At 67.7% G+C, this 23,944-nt stretch carries 21 protein-coding genes, 1 tRNA gene and 1 riboswitch; of the genes, 11 read left to right on the top strand and 11 right to left on the bottom strand.

What is annotated here, in order from left to right:
- Positions 1 to 5 precede the first annotated feature (5 nt).
- A complete protein-coding gene (locus ACWPN8_RS08785) occupies positions 6 to 644 on the bottom strand; it encodes a CoA pyrophosphatase (RefSeq protein ID WP_109446190.1) in 639 nt (212 codons plus the stop codon).
- A 32-nt stretch (positions 645 to 676) separates the two neighbouring features.
- Positions 677 to 1,273 (bottom strand): DUF1285 domain-containing protein, encoded by a 597-nt coding sequence (locus ACWPN8_RS08780; RefSeq protein WP_247872961.1) that lies wholly within the window; start codon positions 1,271 to 1,273, stop codon positions 677 to 679.
- Positions 1,274 to 1,568: 295 nt separating this feature from the next.
- Between ACWPN8_RS08780 and ACWPN8_RS08775 the strand changes: the two genes are divergently transcribed.
- The 5 genes from ACWPN8_RS08775 to ACWPN8_RS08755 all read left to right on the top strand — a co-directional run bounded on the left by ACWPN8_RS08775 (position 1,569) and on the right by ACWPN8_RS08755 (position 8,555).
- Entirely contained in the window at positions 1,569 to 2,534 is a 966-nt protein-coding gene (locus ACWPN8_RS08775) for an AAA family ATPase (RefSeq protein ID WP_492241384.1), read from the top strand.
- Between the two features lie 20 nt (positions 2,535 to 2,554).
- Positions 2,555 to 3,484: a DUF58 domain-containing protein gene (locus tag ACWPN8_RS08770; protein WP_109446186.1), complete on the top strand. Its 930-nt coding sequence runs from the start codon at positions 2,555 to 2,557 to the stop codon at positions 3,482 to 3,484.
- A 48-nt stretch (positions 3,485 to 3,532) separates the two neighbouring features.
- Positions 3,533 to 6,256: a DUF4159 domain-containing protein gene (locus ACWPN8_RS08765; protein ID WP_492240537.1), complete on the top strand. Its 2,724-nt coding sequence runs from the start codon at positions 3,533 to 3,535 to the stop codon at positions 6,254 to 6,256.
- Positions 6,256 to 8,361: a hypothetical protein gene (locus tag ACWPN8_RS08760; protein ID WP_492240536.1), complete on the top strand. Its 2,106-nt coding sequence runs from the start codon at positions 6,256 to 6,258 to the stop codon at positions 8,359 to 8,361. The genes ACWPN8_RS08765 and ACWPN8_RS08760 overlap by 1 nt, the downstream gene beginning before the upstream one ends.
- 119 nt (positions 8,362 to 8,480) lie before the next feature.
- Positions 8,481 to 8,555: transfer RNA gene (locus tag ACWPN8_RS08755), tRNA-Gln, on the top strand.
- Positions 8,556 to 8,710: 155 nt separating this feature from the next.
- Here the strand turns inward: ACWPN8_RS08755 and ACWPN8_RS08750 are convergent.
- Together ACWPN8_RS08750 and ACWPN8_RS08745 are read right to left on the bottom strand one after the other, a co-directional pair.
- The gene (locus tag ACWPN8_RS08750) at positions 8,711 to 9,970 is read right to left on the bottom strand and encodes a calcium-binding protein (RefSeq protein WP_492240535.1); all 1,260 of its coding nucleotides are present in this window, start codon (positions 9,968 to 9,970) and stop codon (positions 8,711 to 8,713) included.
- Between the two features lie 157 nt (positions 9,971 to 10,127).
- A complete protein-coding gene (locus tag ACWPN8_RS08745; protein WP_492240534.1) occupies positions 10,128 to 10,979 on the bottom strand; it encodes a helix-turn-helix transcriptional regulator in 852 nt (283 codons plus the stop codon).
- A 99-nt stretch (positions 10,980 to 11,078) separates the two neighbouring features.
- On the opposite strand from ACWPN8_RS08745, the gene ACWPN8_RS08740 reads away from it, so the two are divergent.
- Positions 11,079 to 11,843 (top strand): class I SAM-dependent methyltransferase, encoded by a 765-nt coding sequence (locus ACWPN8_RS08740; RefSeq protein ID WP_492240533.1) that lies wholly within the window; start codon positions 11,079 to 11,081, stop codon positions 11,841 to 11,843.
- Between the two features lie 9 nt (positions 11,844 to 11,852).
- Here the strand turns inward: ACWPN8_RS08740 and ACWPN8_RS08735 are convergent, their stop codons facing one another.
- Positions 11,853 to 13,046, bottom strand: coding sequence for an MFS transporter (locus ACWPN8_RS08735; protein WP_492240532.1), 1,194 nt, complete (start codon positions 13,044 to 13,046; stop codon positions 11,853 to 11,855).
- Between the two features lie 130 nt (positions 13,047 to 13,176).
- On the opposite strand from ACWPN8_RS08735, the gene ACWPN8_RS08730 reads away from it, so the two are divergent.
- Positions 13,177 to 14,079 carry a LysR family transcriptional regulator gene (locus ACWPN8_RS08730; RefSeq protein ID WP_109446172.1) on the top strand — a complete coding sequence of 301 codons (903 nt, stop codon included), beginning with the start codon at positions 13,177 to 13,179 and terminating at the stop codon, positions 14,077 to 14,079.
- Positions 14,080 to 14,169: 90 nt separating this feature from the next.
- Here ACWPN8_RS08730 and ACWPN8_RS08725 read toward each other — a convergent pair whose 3' ends face one another.
- The 3 genes from ACWPN8_RS08725 to ACWPN8_RS08715 all read right to left on the bottom strand — a co-directional run bounded on the left by ACWPN8_RS08725 (position 14,170) and on the right by ACWPN8_RS08715 (position 16,411).
- The gene (locus ACWPN8_RS08725; protein ID WP_423316209.1) at positions 14,170 to 14,670 is read right to left on the bottom strand and encodes a single-stranded DNA-binding protein; all 501 of its coding nucleotides are present in this window, start codon (positions 14,668 to 14,670) and stop codon (positions 14,170 to 14,172) included.
- A 320-nt stretch (positions 14,671 to 14,990) separates the two neighbouring features.
- On the bottom strand, positions 14,991 to 15,419 hold the full coding sequence (locus tag ACWPN8_RS08720; protein WP_109446168.1) for a response regulator: 429 nt from the start codon (positions 15,417 to 15,419) through the stop codon (positions 14,991 to 14,993).
- Between the two features lie 212 nt (positions 15,420 to 15,631).
- On the bottom strand, positions 15,632 to 16,411 hold the full coding sequence (locus tag ACWPN8_RS08715; RefSeq protein WP_492240531.1) for a hypothetical protein: 780 nt from the start codon (positions 16,409 to 16,411) through the stop codon (positions 15,632 to 15,634).
- 378 nt (positions 16,412 to 16,789) lie between these two features.
- Here ACWPN8_RS08715 and ACWPN8_RS08710 point away from each other — a divergent pair, with 378 nt between their 5' ends.
- Positions 16,790 to 18,436 (top strand): hypothetical protein, encoded by a 1,647-nt coding sequence (locus tag ACWPN8_RS08710; protein ID WP_492240530.1) that lies wholly within the window; start codon positions 16,790 to 16,792, stop codon positions 18,434 to 18,436.
- A 108-nt stretch (positions 18,437 to 18,544) separates the two neighbouring features.
- Here ACWPN8_RS08710 and ACWPN8_RS08705 read toward each other — a convergent pair whose 3' ends face one another.
- The 3 genes from ACWPN8_RS08705 to ACWPN8_RS08695 all read right to left on the bottom strand — a co-directional run bounded on the left by ACWPN8_RS08705 (position 18,545) and on the right by ACWPN8_RS08695 (position 21,029).
- Positions 18,545 to 19,099 carry a hypothetical protein gene (locus ACWPN8_RS08705; RefSeq protein ID WP_492240529.1) on the bottom strand — a complete coding sequence of 185 codons (555 nt, stop codon included), beginning with the start codon at positions 19,097 to 19,099 and terminating at the stop codon, positions 18,545 to 18,547.
- A complete protein-coding gene (locus tag ACWPN8_RS08700) occupies positions 19,096 to 19,719 on the bottom strand; it encodes a hypothetical protein (RefSeq protein ID WP_492240528.1) in 624 nt (207 codons plus the stop codon). The genes ACWPN8_RS08705 and ACWPN8_RS08700 overlap by 4 nt, the downstream gene beginning before the upstream one ends.
- 182 nt (positions 19,720 to 19,901) lie before the next feature.
- The gene (locus ACWPN8_RS08695) at positions 19,902 to 21,029 is read right to left on the bottom strand and encodes an acetoin utilization protein AcuC (RefSeq protein WP_492240527.1); all 1,128 of its coding nucleotides are present in this window, start codon (positions 21,027 to 21,029) and stop codon (positions 19,902 to 19,904) included.
- 235 nt (positions 21,030 to 21,264) lie between these two features.
- Positions 21,265 to 21,371: riboswitch (TPP riboswitch) on the top strand.
- Between the two features lie 47 nt (positions 21,372 to 21,418).
- Here ACWPN8_RS08695 and ACWPN8_RS08690 point away from each other — a divergent pair.
- From ACWPN8_RS08690 to ACWPN8_RS08680, 3 genes are read left to right on the top strand one after another with little or no spacing between them, the layout of a single operon-like run.
- The gene (locus ACWPN8_RS08690) at positions 21,419 to 22,150 is read left to right on the top strand and encodes an ABC transporter ATP-binding protein (protein ID WP_492240526.1); all 732 of its coding nucleotides are present in this window, start codon (positions 21,419 to 21,421) and stop codon (positions 22,148 to 22,150) included.
- Complete coding sequence (locus tag ACWPN8_RS08685; protein ID WP_492240525.1) at positions 22,147 to 22,914, top strand: ABC transporter permease; 768 nt, start codon at positions 22,147 to 22,149, stop codon at positions 22,912 to 22,914. Before ACWPN8_RS08690 ends, ACWPN8_RS08685 begins: the two co-directional genes overlap by 4 nt.
- Positions 22,915 to 22,931: 17 nt before the next feature.
- On the top strand, positions 22,932 to 23,873 hold the full coding sequence (locus tag ACWPN8_RS08680; protein ID WP_492240524.1) for an ABC transporter substrate-binding protein: 942 nt from the start codon (positions 22,932 to 22,934) through the stop codon (positions 23,871 to 23,873).
- The last annotated feature ends 71 nt before the right edge of the window (positions 23,874 to 23,944 follow it).

Here is a 23,944-nt window from a genome sequence, read left to right as displayed (position 1 = left end):
AGGCGTCAATCCGCCCCCTCCCCCGTTTTGCCGGCGGCGGCACCCAGCACGTCGCGCAGGTTCACCAGCATGCCCGCGGTCGCCCCCCAGATATAGCGCTGCGGGTAAGGGAAGGCGTAGAACCAGCGCGGCTTGCCCAGGAACTCGCGGCTGTGGCGCTGCGGGTTCGACGGGTCGAGGATGAAGGACAGCGGCACCTCGAACACCTCCGCCACCTCGGTCGGGTCGGGCGTCAGGATGAAGGGCGGCGTCACCACCCCCACCACCGGCGTCACCCGGAATCCAGTGCGCGTGACGTAAGTGTCCAGCCGGCCGACGATCTCGATCCGGCCGCGCTCCAGCCCGATCTCCTCCGCCGTTTCGCGCAGCGCGGTTTCCTCCGGAGTGCCGTCCTCCGGTTCCATCCGCCCGCCGGGGAAGCTGATCTGGCCGGCATGGGCACTCAGCGTCGCGGTGCGCTGGGTGAAGATGACGGTCAGTTCCTCCGGCCGGTCGACCAGCGGAACCAGCACCGCCGCCTCGCGCAGGGTGGAGGGCGGGCCCATTTCCGGATTGAGGTCGTGGTCGCCCCGGATTTTGGCGGCGTGCTTCGGCGCCATCCGGTTCGACCGGACGGCACTTTCCACCGCCGCATCGGTGCTCATCGCCGGCAAACGTCGGCGGACTTCCTCCAGGCTCAGTCGCCAGGCAGCCTGCCCAGCGTGAAGAAGACCTTGTTGCTCCATAGACCCACCTCGGACTCGCCGGTTTCGGTGCGGCGCGTCTCGCTGCGCTCCACCATGTCGTAGAACACGGGGCGCAGGATTCTCGCCTCAAGCCGGCTTCTGATTTCGATGTAGGGTGCCGGCTCCCCGGTTTCAGGGTTCACGGCGACGCGGATCGGATGTTCGGGGCCAGCCTCCACCCAATGATCGAGGTTGCTGCGGAAGGACAGGACCTGATCGGCCCCGCTGCCCGCCACGGTCATCTCCACCGCGACGAAGGGAGCGTCGTCCACGACGATCCGGCCGCGCTCGACAGGCGTGATCAGCCAGTAATCGCCGTCGTCGTCGCGCCTCAGGACGGTGGAGAACAGCTTCGCCAGTTCGATCCGGCGGATGGGATCGCCATTGTGGAACCAGGTGCCGTCGCGCGCAATGCGGATGTCGTACTGCTCCAGCGTCGGCGTCCGTCCCAGCGCCACCGGCAAGCCGGACGGCAGGTCCGGCGCCGTCTCCGAACCGGTTTGCCCATCTGAGCGCTTGTCATTCGCCATCGCGTTACCGACTTTCATGGAATTGGGAACCGTTTTGTCCCCGGACATGCGCATTTTCGCCACACTCGGCCGCTAGGTCCACTCCAATGGTCCTGGCGCCACCACCCGTCCGGCGGCACATCCGCCGGCGGGATTCGGAAAATGGGTGTCGACAAGGTGCCGGAACAGGGCCAACCATGCGGATCCCGTGTTTCGCGTCGCGGAATCCTGCGACCATGACACCGATCGGCCCACCATCGGGGAGCAGCAGACCTTGAGCGCACAGGACATCCTGAGGGGGCAGCCTCCCGTGCCGGAGGACCCGCAACGGCTGATGGAAGAGATCGAGGCGCTGGGCGACCGCCTTGCCTCCGTCCGCGACCGCATCGGCCGCGTGATCTTCGGCCAGCAGGAGGTGATCGACCGCACGCTAGTCACGCTGCTGGCCGGCGGCCATGTCCTGCTGATCGGCGTTCCCGGCCTTGCCAAGACGCGGCTGGTGGAAACGCTGGGCACCGTGCTGGGCCTCGCCGAAAAGCGAATCCAGTGCACGCCCGACCTGATGCCCGCCGACATCCTGGGCTCCGAAGTGCTGGAGGAGGGCGACAACGGACGCCGGTCCTTCCGCTTCCTGCCCGGTCCGGTGTTCAGCCAGCTGCTGATGGCCGACGAGATCAACCGTGCCAGCCCGCGCACCCAGTCGGCCCTGCTCCAGGCGATGCAGGAGCACCGGGTGTCGGTCGCCGGCCAGTACCACCCCCTGCCCCAGCCCTTTCATGTTCTGGCCACCCAAAATCCGCTGGAGCAGGAAGGCACCTATCCGCTGCCGGAAGCCCAGCTCGACCGCTTCCTGATGCAGATCGACGTCGATTATCCCGACCGCGAGGCCGAACGGCGGATGATGATCGCCACCACCGGCTCGACCGACGAGCGCGCTGTGACGGTGCTGTCCGCCGCCGATCTGCAGACGGCACAGCGCCTCGTCCGCCGCGTGCCGGTCGGCGAAGGGGTGGTGGACGGCATCCTCGACCTCGTCCGCCGTGGCCGGCCGGAGACGTCGGAACTGATGGAGGTGCGCCAGCATGTCGCCTGGGGCCCCGGCCCGCGCGCCAGCCAGTCGCTGATGCTCGCCGCCCGTGCCCGTGCGGTGCTGGACGGCCGCCTGTCGCCGTCGCTGGACGATGTGGTGGCGCTGGCCAAGCCGATCCTGAAGCACCGCATGGCGCTGAACTTCGCAGCGCGGGCCGACGGGGTGACGCTGGACGACGTCATCGACCGCCTCTGCGCGCCCCTGGCCTGACCCCTCGAAGCGGAGCCGCAATGCCGCGAAGCCCAACCTCCCCGCAGAAGAACCAGCCGTCGGGTCAGCTGTCGAACACCCTGTTGGCGCGGCATCGCGCGGAGGAGTTGGCATCCGCCCTGCCCCCGCTTCTGGTCGCGGCGGAACGGGTGGCGGCGACCGTTGCCCAGGGGGTGCACGGCCGCCGCCGTGTCGGTCTGGGCGAGACCTTCTGGCAGTTCCGTCGCTATCAGCCGGGCGATGCGCCGTCGATGATCGACTGGCGCCAGTCGGCCAAGACGCAGCCGGTCTATGTCCGCGAAAATGAATGGGAGGCGGCGCAGAGCGTCTGGCTGTGGCGCGACCGCTCCGCCTCCATGGATTTCCGCTCCGCTGCCGGGCTGCCGACCAAGCGGGAGCGCGCCGATCTTCTGACGCTCGCCACCGCCGTGCTGCTGGCCCGTGGCGGCGAGCGGGTGGCCCTGCTGAACAGCGGGGTGCGGCCCGACCACGGCAAGACCGCCATCGACCGCATCGCCCGTCTGATGACCGACCCGCGCGCCGCTGCCGCACCCGACCCTTTGCCGCGGGTGGAGCCCCTGCCCCGCCATGCGCAGACGGTTCTGTTCGGCGACCTGCTGTCCCCCCTGCCGGAGATCCACGCCATCGTCGCCGGCCTCACCGGCCGGGGCCTGCGCGGCCATCTGGTCCAGATCCTCGATCCGGCGGAAGAGACGCTGCCCTATGACGGCCGTGTCGATTTTCACGGCCTGGAGGGCGAACAAAATCTGCTGGTTCCCCGTGTCGAGGCCGTCCGCGACGCCTATCGCGAGCGTCTGAAGGCACAGCAGGACGGGCTGGCGGCGCTTGCCCGCACCGCCGGCTGGAGTTTCGCCGTTCATCGCACCGACCGTTCGCCGCAATCCGCGCTGCTCACCCTCTGGGGTGCGATGGCGATGGAGGCGGTGTGACGCGCCGGTCTACCCTTTCTCGCCCCTCCCCCTCGTGAAGACGCGCCAATGCTGGGTCTCGGACCGATCGCCTTCGCCGCCCCCTGGGTCTTGACCGCACTGGCAGCCCTGCCGGTCCTCTGGTGGCTGCTGCGAGTGACGCCGCCGGCCCCGCGTGCGATCCAGTTTTCCGCCATCCGTCTGCTGCGCGACCTGACCGCGCGGGAGGAGACGCCGGCCCGGACGCCGTGGTGGCTGCTGCTTCTGCGGCTGATCGTGGCGGCGCTGATCATCCTGGCCCTGGCCGGTCCATTGCTGAACCCGCGGGCGGCACTGCCCGGCGGCGGGCCGCTGCTGCTGGTGGTGGACAATGGTTGGGCCGCCGGACGTGACTGGCCGACCCGCAAGCGCACGATGGACGAATTGATCGCCCAGGCCGACCGCCAGCAGCGGCCGGTGATCCTGCTGCCCACCGCCCCGGCCGCCGACGGACAGCCGATCCATGCAAGCGCCGTACTGCCGGCACCCGAAGCGCGCCGCGTGGCCCAAGCGATGGCCCCCCTGCCCTGGCCGACCGACCGTGCCGCGGCGCTGGAGGCCCTGAAGGCGGTGGCGACACAGGCCAACGGGCGCGGTTCCATCCATGCGGTGTGGCTCAGCGACGGCGTCGGCGACAAACAGGCCGCCGCTCTCGCCGCCGGATTGCAGCGGCTGGGCTCCGCCGATGTCCTCGACGATTCCGCCGAACATCCCCCCCACCTGCTGCTGCCGCCCTCCAGCGAGGGCACGGCACTGACCGCCCGAATCGTCCGCGCCGATCCGTCCAAGCCGGAGCCGGTGACCGTCCGCCTCGCCGCCGCCGACGGCCGGCTGCTGACCCGCCAGACCGTCACCTTCGAGCCGGGCCAGAAGATGCGGGAGGTGCGGCTGGACGTGCCGACCGAGCTGCGCAACGACGCCGCCAGCCTGCGGGTCGAAGGCGACACCACCGCCGGCGCCACCGTCCTGCTGGACGAGCGCTGGCGCCGCCGCCCCGTCGGTCTCGCATCCGGCCGGGCGGAGGGGGAAAGCCAGCCGCTGCTGTCCGATCTCTATTATCTCGAACGCGCGCTGTCGCCCTACAACGAGGTGCGGCGCGGCGAGACGCTGGATCTGCTGAAGCGCGATCTGGCTGTGCTGATCCTGTCCGACATCGGCGCCCTGACCGGGACCGAGGTTCAGGACATCGAGGATTGGGTGAAGAAGGGCGGCGTGCTGGTCCGCTTCGCCGGTCCGCGTCTGGCCCAACATGCCGACACGCTGGTGCCGGAGCGGCTGCGCATCGGCGACCGCGCGCTGGGCGGTGCCCTGTCCTGGTCCGAGCCGGCAAAACTCCAGCCCTTCCCACCGAAATCGCCCTTCGAGGGGTTGACCATTCCGCCCGATGTCCAGGTGAACCGGCAGGTGCTCGCCGAACCCGCCCTGGATCTGGCGGACCGCACCTGGGCGCGGCTGGCCGACGGCACGCCACTGGTCACCTCGCAGAAGCGCGGCGACGGCTGGATCGTGCTGGTCCACACCACCGCCAGCCCGGACTGGTCGAACCTGCCGCTGTCGGGCCTGTTCGTCGACATGCTGCGCCGGCTGGTGGCACTCAGCGGCGGCGTGACGGGGACGGCGGCCACCGCCTCGCTCGATCCCGTCGAGGTGCTGGACGGCACCGGCCGGCTGGTCCCGCCGCCGCCCACCGCCTTCCCCATCCCCGGCAACGCCACAGCCGATGTCATTGGACCGCGCCATCCGCCGGGATTCTATGGCACTGACGACGCCCGGCGTGCGCTGAACCTGTCCGCCGCCGTCACCGCCATCGACCCGCTGCCGCCGATGCCGGCCGGTATCGGCCGCGACGGCTATGGCGGCCGCGGCGAGGTTCCGCTGAAGCCGTCGCTGCTGGCGGCGGCCCTGGCCCTGCTGTCCATCGACCTGCTGATCGCGCTGGCCCTGCGCGGCCTGCTGCGCCCGCCCAGCCTGCGGCGCGGGGCCGGCGGCGCGGCGGCCGGCCTGCTGCTGGCACTCGCCCTGTCTTCGGCACCGCAGCCCGCCCGCGCGCTCGATCAGGACAAGGCGGTCAAGGTGACGGCGGAGACCTACCTCGCCTATGTCCAGACCGGCGACAGCAGCGTCGACGACACCGCCCGCGCCGGGCTTGAGGGGCTGGTCAGCGTGCTCGGCCTGCGCACCGCCGTCGAAGCGGCCGGAGCGGTCGGCGTCAACCCCGAACAGGACGAGCTGGCCTTCTATCCCCTGCTCTACTGGCCGGTGTCGGATCGGCAGAAAGCCCTGTCCGATCAGGCGCGCCAGCGGGTGAACGAGTATATGCGCAGCGGCGGCACCATCCTGTTCGACACCCGCGATCAGGCGCCGGGAGGCGGCCCGGCCGTTTTGCAACAGCTGGTGCAGGGCCTGGACATCCCGCCGCTCGCCCCGGTGCCGCAGGATCATGTGCTGCGCAAGTCCTTCTACCTGCTGACCGACTTTCCCGGACGCTATGCCGGCGGGCAGTTGTGGATCGAAGCACGCGAGGGGCCGGCGAATGACGGCGTGTCGTCCGTCGTTATCGGCGGCAACGACTGGGCCTCGGCCTGGGCGGTCGGCCGCAACGGCCAGCCGATGTTCGCGGTCATCCCCGGCGGCGAGCGTCAGCGCGAAATCGCCTATCGCTTCGGCGTCAACCTCGTGATGTACGCGCTGACCGGCAACTACAAGGCCGATCAGGTCCATGTGCCCGCCATCCTGGAAAGGCTCGGCCAGTGATGCCCGTCGATCTGCTCTCCGGACTTTCGGTGGCGCTGGCGCCGCTGCTGCCCTGGCCGGTGCTGGGCGTTCTTTTCGGATTTTCCCTGCTTGTGGTGCTGATCGCCGCACTGCGCCGGGCCCGCGGCATATGGCTGCGCCTGCTGGCGGTGGCGGTGCTGGCCCTGGCATTGATCAATCCCTCGCTTGTCCAGGAGAAGCGCGACCCGATCAAGGATGTCGCCATCGTGGTGATCGACGATTCGCCGAGCCAGGCGATCGGCGACCGCCGCGCCCGCACCGAACGGGCGGCGGAACAGCTGACCGAGCGGCTGAAACGCTTCAACGACCTTGAGGTGCGCGTCGTCCGCAGCGCCGAGGGCGGCGAGACCGGCGGCACCATCAACGAGACCCATCTGTTCGATGCGTTGAACCGTGCCATGGCCGATGTGCCGCGCCGCCGCATGGCCGGTGCCGTCTTCATCACCGACGGTCAGGTGCATGACGTTCCGCAGGTGCCGGGCAAACTGGCCGACATCGGCCCGATCCACACGCTGCTGACCGGCGACCGCGATGAGGGCGACCGCCGCATCGCCATCGTGCAGGCGCCGAACTACGGCCTTGTCGGCAAGCCGGTCGAATTGACCATCCGTGTCGACGACATGCCCGGCCGCCAGTCCGCCGACGCTGCGGTCACGTTGCGCCAGGACGGCGGCGCCCCCAGCACCATCCGCGTGCCGGTCGGCCGCGACGTGCGCGTCGACCTGCCGATCACCCATGGCGGCCAGAATGTCCTGGAACTGGAGGTCGAGCCGGCGAAGCAGGAGCTGACCCTCGCCAACAACCGCGCGGCGGTGGTGGTGAACGGTGTGCGCGACCGGCTGCGCGTGCTGCTGGTTTCCGGCGAACCCCATGCCGGCGAGCGCACATGGCGCAATCTGCTGAAGGCCGATCCGGCCGTCGATCTGGTCCATTTCACCATCCTGCGCCCGCCGGAGAAGCAGGACGGCACGCCGATCCGTGAGTTGTCGCTGATCGCCTTCCCGATCCGCGAGCTGTTCGAGGTGAAGCTGGACGAGTTCGACCTGATCATCTTCGACCGCTACCGCCGCCGTGGCGTGCTGCCGCAGATGTATCTGGAGAACATCGCCGACTATGTCCGCAAGGGCGGCGCCCTGCTGGAAACCTCCGGCCAGGGCTATGCCGGGCCGCTGTCTCTGTACCGTACGCCGCTGGGATCGATCCTGCCGGCGGCGCCCAGCGGCCAGACGGTGGACAGCCCGTTCCTGCCGACCGTCACCGATGTCGGCCGCCGCCATCCGGTGACCGCCGGACTGCCCGGCGACCGGCTGGACGCGGCGCCGAGCTGGGGCCGCTGGTTCCATCAGGTGGATGTGACGCCCAACAGCGGCACGGTGGTGATGCAGGGTGCCGGCAACCGCCCGCTTCTGGTGCTGGACCGCGTCGGCAAGGGTCGGGTGGCGCAGCTCGCTTCCGACCAGATCTGGCTGTGGAGCCGCGGCTTCGAGGGCGGCGGTCCGCAGGCGGAGCTTCTGCGCCGTCTCGCCCACTGGCTGATGAAGGAGCCGGAGCTGGAGGAGAACGACCTGCGCGCCCATGTGGACGGCAACCGCATCACGGTCGAACGCCGGTCCCTGACTCCAGATCCGCGTTCCGTCACCATCACCGATCCGTCCGACCGGACCAGCACGCTGCAGTTGACCGACGACCGCACCGGCCGGGCCGTCGCCACCGTGACCGCCGCAGCCCCTGGCATCTACCGCATCTCCGATGGGGATCGGACGACGCTGGCGGTGGTAGGCGCGGTGAATACGCCGGAACTGGCCGATGTGCGGTCAACCGGCGACCGCATGCAGCCGGTGGCGGAGGCGACCGGCGGCGGCATCCACTGGGTGACCGACACCGACACCGGCGCCAATCCCGGCATCGATGTGCGCCGCACCCAGCCCGACCGCAGCCAGACCGGGTCCGGCTGGATCGGCCTGCGCGCCAACGGCGACTATACGGTCACCGGCGTGACCGACGTGCCGCTGCTGCCCGTTGGTGCGGTGCTGGCCCTGGTGCTGGGTGGGCTGCTGATGGCATGGCGCAGGGAGGGCCGCTGAGCGCCGTCGCGGAGGGCCGATTGACCGCGAAAATTTTCTGAAAACAGCCTGTTGCGTTCGGCCGGGCTTCCGATTAAGGTGCCGCTCCTTCCGGCGATACGAGAGATCGCCGCGCCGGTTGGGGCGTCGCCAAGTGGTAAGGCAGCGGTTTTTGGTACCGCCATCCGCAGGTTCGAATCCTGCCGCCCCAGCCAACTCTCCCAATTTTTAAATCAGTAAACTTTAAGCCCGCCCTTCGGCGGGTTTTCGCGTTTCCGGCGGCCGGACCAGCACCGCCCCCTTTCGAGATCGGCACTGGCCACGAGGTACGGAACGCGAGGCGTTCCGTACCTCCCGAGCCAATCTTTCCTTAAAGAGCGGCGGCCAGCGAAGCCGAAGCCTGTTCGGACGCCAGGAACTGCGCCGAACGGCTGGTGGATGTCGTCAACGGTGCGGCAGACCGTCCCTCACGGTACCCCGACGTCACATAATGCGTCGCGGCGCCGAGTTCGCTGGTGCCATACATCCACCGAAGGTCCGAGTACCGCGCAAGATAGGCAGACGCGTTGAAACTCGTCGACCTGCCTTCAAGCCGTCCTGCGGTGGCATAGTGGAGCGCCGCAGCTGTCGTGTTGGTTCCAAATACCTGGATGAGATCCGGATTGGCGGCGATGTAGCTCATCGCGTTGAAGCTGGTGCTGCGACCCTCCAGACGTCCGGCATTGATATAATGCTGGGTGGCGGCGACAGTGTTCGCACCGAATGCGGCGGCCAGATCGGGATTAGCCGCAAGGTAGCCTGCGGCATCGAATGTCGTCGAGCGGCGCTCGCGGATGCCGGCGCTCAGATAATGGCTCAGCACCGGCGCGGTGTTTCCGCCAAATGCTGCCGCAAGGTCGGGATTGGCCGCAAGGTAGGACAGCGGATCGAACGCGGAAACGCTTGAGGTTGCAACCGTCCGGTCAGTAAATCGGATGAATTCGACCCCGATCAACTGATCGTAACCGCTGGAGTCGTAGACATAGACCGACCCGCCATAGCTGAAGCCGGTGCTGGACGTCGTGCTCCCGCTGCGCTGGACGGTGTCGGTACCGGCCCCACCGTCTATGATGTTGTTGCCGGACCCGCCATCCAAAAGATCCGATCCGCCGCCACCGAGAATGGTGTCGTTCCCCGCATAACCCCGCAATGTATCATTGAACTCCGAGCCGAACATCGTGTCGGCACCGGACAGGATCGAGGAGCGTGCGGTGCTGCTCCCGCCGCTCGACAGCCATCCGAGGAAGGTCGTCGCGGGCACCGCCAGATTATCGACCGTATAGGTCGGCGTGCCGTTCGACAGGGAGCGTATGGTGGAGATCGTTCCCCCCACCACATTGGTACCGGTCGAATTGTAGGCGAAATTTCCATAGAACTCGGTGACTGCACCACCGCCGTAATTCGCTGCAATATAAGTGCTGTTTGCACCCGATATCTGCGCAAACAGAAGATCGGCGATATAGATATTGTCGGTGTTAACCCCGGTCGCACCACCCGCGATAAAGCGTGCCATAGGCCTTCCCCTGATTTTTGTTACGTTCGCCTTCAGCTTGATGCGTTTTATTCGTATGATGATTTCAAGGTCGCTCAAGCTGAACGAAAACAGCCTCAGGGTAGCACAACCTCAGGGTACGAAAAACATGCAACTGCATTTTTCTGCAATGGCTTGCGGCAGAAAATTGCGACCCGTTCTCCCGGACCGCTCGTGAACCGGTGCCAAACGGCGCAGGGCAGTCGGATCGGCAGCCCTACTCCTGGATCTCCGCGAACTCGTTCGTGGAAGGCTCGACCAGCATCACCAAGGTGAATGCGGACCGGTCACCCGGACGCAGGGTCACCTGCTCCAACGTCAGGGCGCCATCCAGCGGATGATTGAATTGGCGCAGGCCTCCTTCGCGCTCCAGAACACTCTGGTCTTCCCACAACCGGGCGAACAGCGGGCTGGCCTGCCGCAGTTCCTCGACCAGTTGCCGAAGCGTCGGGTCGTCCGGGTGCCGGGCCGTTTCGGCACGAAACTCCGCCAGCAGCCGGCGGCAACGATTCTCCCAATCCTGAATGAAATCGCGGGCCGACGGGTCGAGGAAGACATAGCGCAACAGATTGGTTTCGACGCTGCCCAGCCAACCGGAGAAAAGCCGCTCCGCCCGGGAATTCCAACCGACGGCGCTCCAACACCGGTCGAGAAGATAGGCTGGCGCGGTCATCGCCGCCAGCGCCGCAAGCAGCGACGCCGGGGGGCCGTCCGCCTGCCCCGCTCTCGGCATGTCCGGGTCGCGCTTGCGGGTCAGTTCAAACAGATAGGCCCGTTCAGCCGGGGTCAGGTGCAGCGCATTCGACAGACGCGCCAATGCCGCGGGAGAAACCGAAACGTCGCGGCCCTGTTCCAGCCATGTGTACCAGGTCGGACTGATGCCGCAGAGCTGCGCCAGTTCCTCCCGCCTCAGGCCGGGCGTCCTACGGCGGGCGGAACCGGCTCGAACGCCGGCCTCTGCCGGAGTCAGTCGTTCGCGGTGACGCCGCAGAAAGGAGGCAAGCAGGCGGCGGCGGTCGGCCATTGGATCGGCGGGAGCCTGACCGGTGGGGGCGGATGTGCGGATCATGGTGGCAGTGCTTATACCAGGATAACCACCTGCCTTGTACCCGGTTACGAATGGCGCAACGCTCGCCAAATCAGCCACCGAATTACAAGGAAGCCCTCGATGACCCGGAATCACCATGGCGTTGTTGCCGAGAATTACGGTCCACGGGCCGATGCCTATGTGTCCAGCGCAGTTCATGCCGGTGGCGCCGACCTGGACCAGATCGAGCAGGCCTTGCAGGGCCGATCCGATGCGCGGGTTCTGGACCTGGGCTGCGGCGGCGGCCATGTCAGCTACCGCGCCGCTCCCTATGTGGCGGAGGTCGTGGCCGTCGACCTGACGCCGGAGATGCTGGAGGTGGTCGCCCGCACCGCCACGGAGCGCGGCCTGTCCAACATCGCCACCCGGCAGGCGCCCGCCGAACGGCTGCCCTTCGAGGATGGCCGGTTCGACGTCGTGCTCTGCCGCTTCACCGCCCATCATTGGCGTGATTTCGAGGCCGGACTGCGGGAGGCGCGGCGGGTGCTGGCACCGGGTGGGATTGCGGTCTTCATCGACTGCATCGCTCCGGCCGCCGCCATGCTGGACACCCACTTGCAGGTGGTCGAGGTGCTGCGCGACCCGTCGCATGTCCGCAACTATACGGCGGCTGAATGGATGGCGGCGTTGGCGCGGGCGGGCTTCGCCGTCCGGTCGCTGACGCCGCGTCGCCTGCGCATGGAGTTCCCGGTGTGGACCGCCCGCACCCGCACCCCGGACCTCCACGCCCAGGCCATCCGCTCGCTCCAGCGCAGTGCGGCGGCAGAGGTCCGCTCCCATTTCGACATCACCGATGACGGCAGCTTCCTGCTCGACACGCTGACGCTGGAGGCGGACCCGGTTTGACAGGCCGGTTCAGCAGGTCGCCGGAACAGTCGCCCGGCGGTCGGTCTCCCGCCTGTCGAGCGCACCGCTCGCCAGCGTCAGGACGAGACCGCCCAGAACGAACAGCCCACCGACCCAGGGCGTGGCGCCGAGACCGAGCGGGGAGGAAACAACCTGCCCACCGAAGAAGGCGCCAGCCGCGATGCCCAGGTTGAAGGCGGCGATGTTCAGCGCCGACGCGACATCGACCGCCTCCGGCGCGTGACGCTGCGCCAGCTGAACGACATAAAGCTGAAGGCCCGGGACATTGGCGAAGGCCAACGCCCCCATGCCGGCCAGCGTGACCAGCGCCGGAACCTTGGCGTCCGCAGTGAAGGTGAAGACGATCAGAACCAGAGCCTGCAAGGCGAACAGCCAGGCGAGCGCCCGGACCGGCCGACGGTTGGCGAGCCGGCCGCCGACGACATTGCCGACCGCGATGGCGGCACCGTACAGAACCAGGACGAGGCTGACGGTCGAGTTCGAGAAGCCGGTGATCGTCTCGAGGATCGGCGCCAGGAAGGTGAAGGCGACGAAGGTGCCGCCATAGCCGAGTGCGGTGATGGCGAAGGCCAGCAGAAGCCGCGGCTTCGTCAATACGCCCAACTGCGTGCCCAGTCCGGCGGCCGGCGGCTGGCTGAGCCGTGCCGGCACCAGCGCCGCGACGCCCAGCCCGCCGACGACGCCAAGCGCCGACACCGCCAGGAAGGTGGCGCGCCAGCCGAAGGTCTGTCCAATCCAAGTGCCCAGCGGCACGCCGGTGACGATGGCGATGGTCAGGCCGGAGAACATCATGGCGATGGCCGAGGCGCGCCGGTCCTCCGGCACCAGATCGGCGGCAATGGTCGAACCGACCGAAAAGAAGACGCCATGGGCGAAGGCGCTCAGCACCCGTGCCACCAGCAGCGTCTCGTAATTGGGGCTGATGCCGGCCAGCAGGTTACCGGCGACGAACACCCCCATCAATCCGAGCAGCAGCGGTTTGCGCGGCACCCGGCCGGTCAGCGCGGTCAGGATGGGCGCGCCGAACGTGACGCCCAGCGCATAGACGCTGACCACCATGCCGGCCAGCGGCAGGCTGACGTCCAGGTCGCTCGCCACGGTGGGGAGCAGGCCGACGATCACGAACTCCGTTGTCCCGATCGCATAGGCGCTGATCGCCAGCGCCAGCAGTGCAAGTGGCATTTCCAAGGTCTCCATTCCAAGAAGGACTGTGCTGGGGAGACGATGTGCGCCATAAGGTCAGGAAGGGGAATACCAGCCCAGTTCGCATGATTTTGTCATTCAGGGATAAGGCAAGGATGGAGATGCCGGAATGAGCGATCCGCGCGCCTGGGAAATGCGGGTTTTCCTGCGGGTTGCCGCCCAGGGCAGCTTCAGCGCCGCCGGGCGCGATGTCGGCATGACGCCGTCATCCACGGCGAAGCTGGTCGGTCGGTTGGAGGAACGGCTGGGAGTGCGGCTGGTCGAACGTTCTACCAGGAAGCTGCGCCTGACCGCCGAGGGAGAACTGTATCGGGAGCGGGCACAGACGCTGCTGGGAGAGCTGGACGCGCTGGATGCGGAGATTGCTGGCGGCGCCCGCGCGCCGACCGGCCTGATCCGCGCCAACGCCTCGGTGCCGTTCGGCCAGCACTGCCTGCTGCCGCTGCTGCCCGAGTTCCTGCGCGACCATCCCGGCATCACGATGGACGTGACGATGACCGACGAGGTGGTGGATCTCTATGCCGCCCGTGTCGATGTCGCCTTCCGTGCCGGCCCCTTGAGCGATTCGGCGCTTCTGGCCCAGCGGCTGGGCGTCGTCCGGCGCAGGATCGTCGCCTCCCCCGCTTATCTGGACCGCAAAGGCGTACCGATGACCGCCGCGGATCTGGAGGCGCATGACTGTCTGGGCTTCAACTTCCGCCGTGCCGCCGCGGTCTGGCCGCTGAAGTCCGGCGGACGGCTGGTGGACCGCGAGGTGCCGACCCGCATCCTGGCCAACAATGGCGAGACGGTTCGCCATATGGCGTTGCTGGGGTTGGGGCTGGCGCGGCTCGCCGAATACCACGTCAGAGACGATTTGCGCGAGGGACGGCTGGTCGCGGTGCTGGACGACACGCTGGTCGACACCGAGGAAATCCACGCCGTCTATACCGGCCGCGACCGTGCGCCACGCCGTGTCCGGGCCTTTCTCGACCATATGGCCCCGCGCTTGCGCGCGATGCTGGCCGGCTGACTTGCCGAACTGACTTGCCGGATGCCGAAAAAGAAATCGGCCGGATGACTGGCATCCGGCCGATGGAACGCACCGCTTCGGCGGATTGCGTCAGAACGGGATCTCGTCGTCGAGATCCTCGTGACGGGGCGGAGCGCCACCGCCGCCACGGTTGCCGCCCGAGGAGCCGCCGCCGTAATTGCCACCACCACCGCTGCCGCCGCCATAGCCGCCGCCGCTTCCGCCGCCACGCGATTCGTAGCCGCCACCGCCGCCGCCGAAGCTGCCGCCGCCACCCTCTTCACGGGCGCCGCCGGTGAAGTCGATTTCGGCCACGCGCACCGACAGGCCGGCGCCGCGGGTGCCATCACGCTTCTCATACTCGCGCAGGGTCACTTCGCCCGAAACGACGACGCTCTTGCCCTTGGTCAGGTGCTGAGCCAGCGACTCGGCGCGGCGACCCCATATCGAGCAATCGACCCATTGAGTCGTCTTGCGCTCGCCAAAGCCGACATCGTTGGCGACGCGGAAACCCAGCACCTTTTCGCCGCTCTGGGTCGTGCGCAATTCGCCGTCCGCGCCCAGGCGTCCCGTAAACGTCCAAACATTCATCGCTCGTTGCTCCTAAGCGCGAGTGTCCCAGCATCCATGCCGACCCGTCAGGATGCCCGGCGGAGGCACCCAGATGCCGAGGGTTCCCATTCGCAGGGCCGGCTGTTCAATGGCGACCATCCCCCCGGTCCCGCGCAACGAAGCACGAGGGACCGACGCCGGTCAACCGCCGTCGGAAATGCTCCGGCGATGTTCGGACCGGCGCACTCGCCCTGCCGCTCCGCACCAGAACACTCCATGAACAAATATAGCAGAGGAACAGGCGCGGGAAAACCGAATCCTTCGGCTTAGCGCAGGAAACCCGGCAGTCGACGCTGTGATCAGCGCAGGCGGCGCGCCGCCAGATCCAGGGCGATCTTCAGCTGTGCATGCGAAAAGGGCCTGTGCACCACGCCCAGCGGATAGGTTTCGGTGATGCGCGCCATGGTGCCATGGTCGCTGTTGCCCGACAGGAAGATGGACCGCAATCCGTGGTCCAGATTCAGCCGGCGCGCCACTGCGATGCCGTCCCCGCCGCCGAGATGCGCATCGGTCATTGCAAGGTCCGGCCGTTCGCGCAGTGCCAGTTCGACCGCCTCACACTCTGTCCGGGCAATGCCGCAGACGGTGTGCCCCAAATCCGCCATCGCCACCGACAGGGCGTCGGCGATGGCGGGGTCATGCTCCACCAGAATGACGCGCAACGGCTGCCCTGGCGTACGGGTGCGGTGGGGCAGATGCTGCTTGGCGATGGCGTCGACCCGGAGCATGCGACCGACCTCGGACTTTGCAACTGTTGCGCGGTATGCGGCAAATCTTGGTAAAATTTCGTTTACCGATACGCCGTTTGTACTAGAACCTCCCCGAATTTGCAAGCTCAATCGTTCAGAATCTGACCTTTCGCGTGGAGCGCAGAAGGGGGCGAGGGCGCCGCGAATTGCAGCGCGTCCGACGCCTGTCAGAATCGGGCTTTTAGCCGATGTCAGCGTCCGGCCGGACCCAGCCAGTCGATTCCACCCTTGGGTCTTTGGCCAGCGTTGGCGGTGGCCCGCACCGTTGCCGCACGGGATGGCGGCGGTGGTGGCGCCGGTTCTCTGGCAAGCCAGGGTGCCTGCCCTTCGGCCGGTCGGGCAAGCGCCGGGGCCGACGACGGAGAGGCTGGGCTGGATGGCTTTACCGCCGCAGCCTGCGGCAGGGCCGGTTCCAGGGGGCCGGGAGATGGAGACGCTTGCGAAGCCGGCGGAGCCAGAGCCGGCCGGGACGGCCGGACCGGCAAATCGGCCACCGGCAAATCGGCCGGACGCGGCGGCGCGCCAACGGCCTGAAGCGGTTCGTCGTTCCGCTCCAGCCCATCATCGCCGCCCCGGCCGCCGGACATTCCTTCGTCGGACATTCCCTCTTCGGCCGCCTTCCCCCAGGCCATCGCGGCAGGCTGTCGCAGGCGGGGAGCGTCGGCGGCTCCCAACCAGGACGGACGCTCGTCGTCAGACAACGGGCCGGTTTGGGTGTTCAATTGCCGGGCCTGCTCGCGAATTTCCAGCAGGGTGGTGACCGCCAGTTGCAGCAGCGGCGCCAGCACCATCGGGTCGGCCATTTCCTCGGCGGTGAGCGCGGCAAAACGGTCGCGTACCGTCTCCACGGCCTGCTCCACGCCATCACGCAGGGCGCCGGCCTCGTGGGCCAGCCGCTCCAGATCCTCGCGCAATGCAGAGATTTCGCACGCTTGCCGCAACTCGTGAAAGCCGATGCCCGCCCCCGGCAAGGGTGCGGATCGCCGGTCGCGTGACGAACCAAAATCGTGAGGCATCCTGGCCTTACCCCGGTTCCAAGCCCAGCCCGATGAAGACGTCCGATCCGTCGGAAACGGCGGCGCCCACCCTTATGGCAACCCGCGCAACCGGCAGGCGGTTCCAAAAGCCAACGTCATGGCGCCATTTGCCGGAGCGTCGGCGAAGTTGCCCGGCGTCACCGATGGGTTCACGATCGGGCAACACTGTTTAGCGCCGTTGATGTCGTTTGGAAACCGTTTGCGCGTGATGGCCGCTTGTACTATTTTTTCGGCCCCAGGGGAATGGATTCCTTGCGATCCAACATCCAGGCGCTTCCCCGTCGCCATTTCATCTTGCCGGAATCCCATACGGTGTCGATCGACCGCTCGGAACTTGAACGGCTCCTTGCCGATCGCCCGGCTGGCAACCGCAGCGCCATGCAGGCGGTGCGCGAAAGCTATGCCGACATCGGGCTGATGCGCGAGCGCGGCCTGTCCTGGGCCGAGATCTCCGATCTGCTGGCCAAGCTGGGGGTGACTGCCCGCGACAACCAGCCGATCTCTCCCGTTACCCTGCGCTCCGCCTTCTTCCTCGTCGGAAACGAAGGACGCGGCGAGGCCGCCGGCGACCATGGCGCCGCAGCCCTTCCCGCCGAAACCCTGGCAGCCGTGCATGAAGCCGCCCTGTCCGCCGGCCTGAAGGACGAAGCGGCAGATGCGGATGAGCACGGCCCGGATGAGGATGGCCCCGAGAAGGAAGACGGGAAGGATGGCGGGAGCGATTCCGCCGTCGAGCCCGTGACGGAGGCTGCCGACTCCGATGCGGAACTGCTGACCGAGACGACAGATCCTGATAGCGAGCTTGACGGCGAGGATGCCCGGGCGAACGCTGTCGCGGATGAGCCGCCAACTCAGGAAGAGCCTGCGCCCGCCGAAGAGGGCAAACCGGCCCCGAAGGCAGTCGAGGAACCCTCACAACCCGCCTCCCCTGCCCTGGACCTTCTCGCACCGGCGACCGCCGTTGCCGAAGACCGGCCGGCGGAGGACGAGACCGGAACCGGGGAGGATGAAACGCCTCCCGAACCCGCAATGACCAGGCCGGAACCGCAGCCGGCTTCCCATCAGACGTCCACGGCGGTTGCGCCGGGCACCGGCTCTCCTGTATTCCCGCCGATGCCTGCCACGATGACCCAAGACGACTCAACAAACGCATACTGGAAAGGCGATCGCATGCTGGGCACGATCTTCGTCCTCAATGACCGCGGCGGCGTCGGCAAGACGCTGCTGTCCCATCACCTGATGGCGACCGCCATGCTGGAAGGCCTGCAGCTGAAGGTCGTCGAGTACGAGGTGAACGAGCGTCTCGCCCGCCTGTTCGGCCCGGACGTGGTCGAACACCGCCGCATCACCCAGGACTTCATGAACATGATGGGCTCGGGCGACGGCTTCTACGAGTTCTGGGACCTGATCGGGCCGGAATTGCAGCGCGGTGGCCGCCTGTACGACTTCGGCGGCAACATCTCGCAGTGGTTCTTCAATTGGGCCGAGGTGTCGGGCTTCGACTATTACGTTGGCGAAGGCGAACGGCTGACCTTCATGGTCCCGGTGACCGTCGACCTCGCCTCGCTGTCCACCGGCATGACGACGCTGGAGCGGGTGGCGACCATCGCCCCGAAGGCCAAGCGCGTCCTTGTGGAAAACGGCTTCTCCGGCCCGTTCTCCCAGCTGGAGGACAGCCAGTATGCCCGCCGCAAGGCGGAGATGGTGGAACGCGAGGGCCTGCAGGTGATCTCCATGCAGCCCTGCACCGCCCCGGCCTGGGCGCGCCTGACCGGCCACCGGCTGGATCAGGTGGCGACGATGACCCGCGAGGATCTGGTGAAGCTGGGCATGACCCCGCCGGTCGCCTCCCGTTCGCTGATCATCATCCATGAATGGCTGCGCAACATGCGCCAGTCGCTGTCGCCCTACCTGCACGACGCCTTCCGCCAGACCCCGGCCACCGCCAAGGCGCGCTGACGTCCGGGTTCGGAGTAGACCGAGCAGCGCAAAGGCCCTTCTTCCGCGACCGGAAGAAGGGCCTTTTGCTTTTTCCGAAGACTGGGCGGTGCTTGTTTCCGCCGTGCTCTAAGCCGCGCTTTGGGCCGGGCTGGCGTTGTAGAGATCGTCCTTCACCGGGGCCACCGACCGCACCTGATAGCCGGGCCGGGCGCTGAAGCGGCGGTTGGCACGTTCGCCGGCCTCGCGGTCCGACTCCGCCCAGACCAGATACTGGCGCCCACGTGCCCATTCGACGGCCAACGGGTGGGCGGCATCGATCTCGCCGATCTGCTGGTTCACCACGGTGACCAGCCATTCCTTGTCGCCGGGATTGCGCCGGTCGGTCAGGATCAGGATTTGGGGGCGACGCTTCGACTGCGCTTCGGTCAGGCGCTGTTGCACCTCCACCTGCTTCTTGCACAGTTCCACCATCTCCCGGGTCAGCTCCTCGATCTCGGCATGGAGAGTCTCCTCCTCCCGATGCAGGCGGTGGATGGTGGCATCCAGCTTGTCGAGGTTGTTGCGGACACCGCGGACGCGCTGGCGCGCCTGCGAGACCCGCTGCTCGACGCTCATCAAGATGTTGCCGAGCCAGGCGCCGATGGCGACGATGGCCAGGACGATGATGAAGTTGATCATCATGTGGCGGCACCCGCCTTCGCCCGGGCGGTTGCGGGCGGCGTCGGCACCCCCTTGCCGGCGGCCCTGCCTCCGGCCATCCCACCGGCCCGCGCATCGCCGCGCATGAACGTCTTCTGGAAACCCATTTTGAACGGAAAGGCCACGTCGCACATCTGCTTGGCCTCGTCGAAGCTCGACGCCCAGACCTCGGCCACGTTCGTGCAGCGCCAGATGGGGTTGACCTGCGCCCGCTCGCCGGCGGCGCGGGCAGCGGCCGATGCCTTTTCCTGCGTCACCGTCGCGACGAATTTCATCAGTCCGGCCTGCGGGTCGCCGACCTCATGCACGAACATCGGCGGCTGGTCCGACAGGTCCCGAACCTGTTTTTCCGCCTTGCGGATATCGCTTTCCAGCCGGTTGCGGTCGGAAGACTGGCTGTTCCGACGCTGGACCAGATGGTTCACCCGGTTTTGAAGCTCCTGCGCCTCGGCATGAAGGACGTAGATGCGGTTCTCGATCTGGTCCAGGCCGTTGCTCTTTTCCATGATGTTCGGCAGGAAATCCTTCAGCATCATGGCGACCGGGACGGCAGCCAGCATGATGATGACGATGGCGATCAGGAACAGCGTGGTGTTCGACATCCGCCCGCCCGTTCTCCTACCGCAAATCCCGCCGAAGCCCGCATCACCCGATGCGGAAGCTGCACCGGCGCAGCAGAAGTAAGAATCAACGAACAATCCGACCCCGTCAACGAATCGTCACAGGTTGGTTCGAATTTCGTCGGAATGAGTTGGTCGGCTGCGGGGCAGGACACCTCCACCCTTCAGGACATTGCAATCTCCACCACCCGCTTCACAGCATCCCGCACCGGACCGGGACGCCGTTCGTCGCCCAGCGTGGTGAACCAATGTTCCGGCGGGTTGCGGCCGGCGGCACGGTTCCAGGTCAGGGCGCGCAGCACCGCCTCCGCCTCCGCGGTCGGACGCACGGCGGGATCGATGTCGTTCATCACCGCCCAGATCCCGGCCCAGCAACGCCCGACCGACCACGGGTTATAGCCGCCTCCTCCGACCACCAGCACCCGCGGCGCCAGGGGAAGCAGCGCCGCGACGGCGTCCCACAGGGCAAGGTTGGACAGCTCCAGCCGGCTCAACGGATCCTCGGCCAAGGCATCGGCGCCGGTCTGGATCACCATCGCCTGCGGTCGGAAGGCACGGGCGAGAGGCAGGACCGCCGCCTCCATCACATGCTCCATCTCGCTGTCGTTGAAGCCCGGCGGGACCGGCAGGTTGCGAGCCATGCCGCCGGCGCGGTCCTCCACCTTGCCGGTGTAGGGCCAACGTCCGTCCTCGTGGATGGACACGGTCAGCACCCGGTCGTCGTCGGCGAAGGCTTCCTCCACCCCATCGCCATGATGGGCGTCGAGATCGACATAGAGGACCCGCTCCAGCCCATGGTCCAGCAATTCCAGAATGCCCAGTACCGGCGCGTTGAAATAGCAAAAGCCGCTTGCCCGGTCCCGCCGCGCATGATGCGTCCCGGCGGCCGGCGCATAGACCAGACCGGCGGGCCGGTCGCCGAGAATCCTGGCCGCCTGCAACGCCGATCCGCTGCTGTGGGCCGGCCGCCGGTACATCTCGGCGAAAATGGGATTCTCCAGCTTGCCGAGATTGTGGCGGGCGGCGGTCGCCTCGTCGACCCGCTGCTCGGCCTCCGCCCTCTTCAGCGCGGCGATGTAGTCGGATGTGTGGAAGCGCGCCAGTTCGCGTTCGCTCGCCACATGGGTGTCGAGATAGACCTCGTCCGGCAGCCAGCCCATGGCGCGGCTGAGGTCGATGGCGGTCGACACGCGCGGAATCGCCAGCGGATGCTTCGGCCCATAGGTCGAGCCGCGGTAGATTTCCCCGCCGATGAACAACGGTGTGCGGAAGGGCGTGGTCAGGACGGGCACTCCTAATCAGGTTTCTCCAGATCGGGCAACAGGCCCGGCCTGGAGAAACCTGCGGACTTTATGGTTTTGCAGGTTTCCCGAGCCCGCCCGCCTGTGGGCGGAGTTCGGAAAACCTGCTTAGATGCCCGTCAGAAACTAGGCGCTGCGGCGGTGCGGTCAAGCAGCCCGCTTCCGCATCCCGGAAGCTGCATCCGGCAATGCTTGCGGTCACGGATCGTCCGCGCCTATAGTCGCCGCCTTCACTGGGGGGAGCCGATGGGCGGCTGAGAGGTCCTGTTGCGGGACGACCCCTGGAACCTGATCCGGTTCATGCCGGCGTAGGGATCAGTGATGCGGGACCGCACCCTCTCCATCTCCGCCAGTCCACGATGCATGCCCGCGTGCCTGCGATGACGCCGCTTTCGGTGACCATCTCGCGCGCGCGGCTGACCTATGGCGGCACACTGCTGTTCTCCGAGCTGACGCTGGAGCTGCCGGCCGGGCGGACCACCTGCCTGCTGGGGCCGAGCGGCGTCGGCAAGACCACGCTCCTGCGCATCCTCGCCGGCTTGGCCGAGCCGGAGCCGCCGACCGAGGTGGTCACCGGCGACTGGCAGCCGCTGGCCGGCCGGATCGCCTACATGGCGCAGCAGGACCTGCTGCTGCCCTGGCTGACCGTGCTCGACAATGTCCTGCTGGGCGACCGGCTGCGCCATCGCCGTCCCGACCCGGCACGGGTGGAGCAGGCCCGTGCGCTGCTGGACCGCGTCGGTTTGGCGGGGCGCGAGCGCGACCGTCCGGCCGCCCTGTCCGGCGGGCAGAAGCAGCGCGTGGCGCTGGCCCGCACCCTGATGGAGGACAGACCGCTGGTCCTGATGGACGAGCCCTTCTCCGCGCTCGACGCCATCACCCGGCTGCGTTTGCAGGAAACCGCGGCGGAGACGCTGGCCGGCCGCACCGTCCTGATGGTCACCCACGACCCGCTGGAGGCGCTGCGCATCGGCGACCGACTGCATGTGATGACCGGCCGGCCGGCCATCATGGGACCGGCGCTGGAGCCCTCCGGCCCGGTGCCGCGCCGCGTCGACGATCAGGACCTGCTGGCGCATCAGGCCGAACTGTTGCGGAGGCTGGCGGAATGAAGGCGCTGCTGCGCGGCGCGATCACCCTGCTGGTGCTGGTCGCCGGCTGGCAGGCGCTGGTCTGGGCCACCGGGCTGCCGCGCTACCTGCTGCCCGGTCCGCTGGCGGTGGCGGACGCCATGCAGCGGCAGGCTCCCCTGCTGTTGACCCATGGCCTGACCACGCTGGCCGAGATTCTGATCGGGCTCGTGGCCGGCGTCGTGCTGGGCGGGGTTAGCGCTTTGCTGCTCGCGCGGTTCCGCACGGCGCGGCGCTGGCTGATGCCGCTGCTTCTGGTCAGTCAGGCCATCCCGGTCTTCGCACTGGCGCCGCTGCTGGTGCTGTGGCTCGGCTACGGCATGGCGTCCAAGATCGCCATGGCGGTGCTGGTCATCTATTTCCCGGTGACGACCGCGCTGTTCGACGGGCTGCGGCGCACCGATCCCGGCTGGCTCGACCTTGCCCGCACCATGGGCGCCTCGCCCGCCGCGATCCTGTGGAGCATCCGCCTGCCGGCCGCCCTGCCCGCCTTCTGGTCCGGCGTGCGGGTCGCCGCCGCGGTGGCGCCCATCGGGGCGGTGATCGGCGAATGGGTGGGGTCGTCCTCCGGTCTCGGCTACCTGATGCTGCACGCCAATGCCCGCATGCAGATCGACCTTCTGTTCGCCGCCGTGCTGGTGCTGGGACTTTTCGCCGTCTCGCTTTATGCCGCCGTCGATGCGCTCGCCCGCCGTGCCCTGCCCTGGCAACCCGATACCCAACCTGCCGAAGACGCCAACCCTTGAAGGGGGAGAGACACTCGATGAAGCATCTTTTCACCGCCGGCCTGATCGCCGCCGGCCTGATGACCTCGCTTCCCGCGCTGGCCCAGGACAAGCTGTCCGTGATGCTGGACTGGTTCGTCAACCCGGACCACGCCCCGCTGGTGGTGGCGCAGGAGAAGGGCTTCTTCAAGGATGCCGGTCTCGAGGTCACCTTGACCGCCCCGGCCGATCCCAACGACCCGCCGAAGCTGGTGGCCGCCGGCGGGACCGACATCGCCGTCTCCTACCAGCCGCAGCTGATCCTGCAGGTGGCCGAGGAACTGCCCCTGGTCCGCATCGGCACGCTGGTGTCCACGCCGCTGAACTCCGTCGTCGTGCTGCGCGACGGGCCGGTGAAGACGCTGAAGGATCTGAAGGGCCGCAAGGTCGGCTACTCCATCGCCGGTTTCGAGGACGCTCTGCTGGGCGCCATGCTGGAGAAGCAGGGGCTGAGCCTGAAGGATGTCGAGCTGGTGAACGTCAACTTCTCCCTGTCGCCGTCGCTGCTGTCGGGCCAGGTCGATGCGGTGGTCGGTGCTTTCCGCAACTTTGAACTGAACCAGATGGAGATCGAGAAACACCCTGGCCGTGCCTTCTATCCCGAGGAAGAGGGCGTTCCGCCCTATGACGAGCTGATTCTGGTCGCCCGCAAGGACAAGGCGAACGATCCCCGCTTCAAGCGCTTCCTGGCGGCGGTGGAGCGGGCGACGCTCTACATCCTGAACCATCCGGAGGAGTCGCAGGCCGCCTTCGTCAAGGGCCGGCCCGAACTGAACGACGAGCTGAACCGCCGCGCCTGGGCCGACACGCTACCGCGCTTCGCCCACAGCCCGGCCGCCCTGGATGCCGAGCGCTACACCCGCTTCGCCGAGTTCCTCAAGGCCCGCGGTCTGATCAAGGCCGTGGCGCCGATCGACCAATATGCGGTGGTTGTGAAGTAACCGCCTGCCTTTCCCTTGACCGGCGTTGCCATCGACCCCGGCGGAGCGTTACCTAGAGGGAAACCGCTCCG

Source organism: Azospirillum sp. UENF 112521 (assembly GCF_058780665.1).
This window is presented reverse-complemented; position numbering and strand designations above follow the sequence as displayed.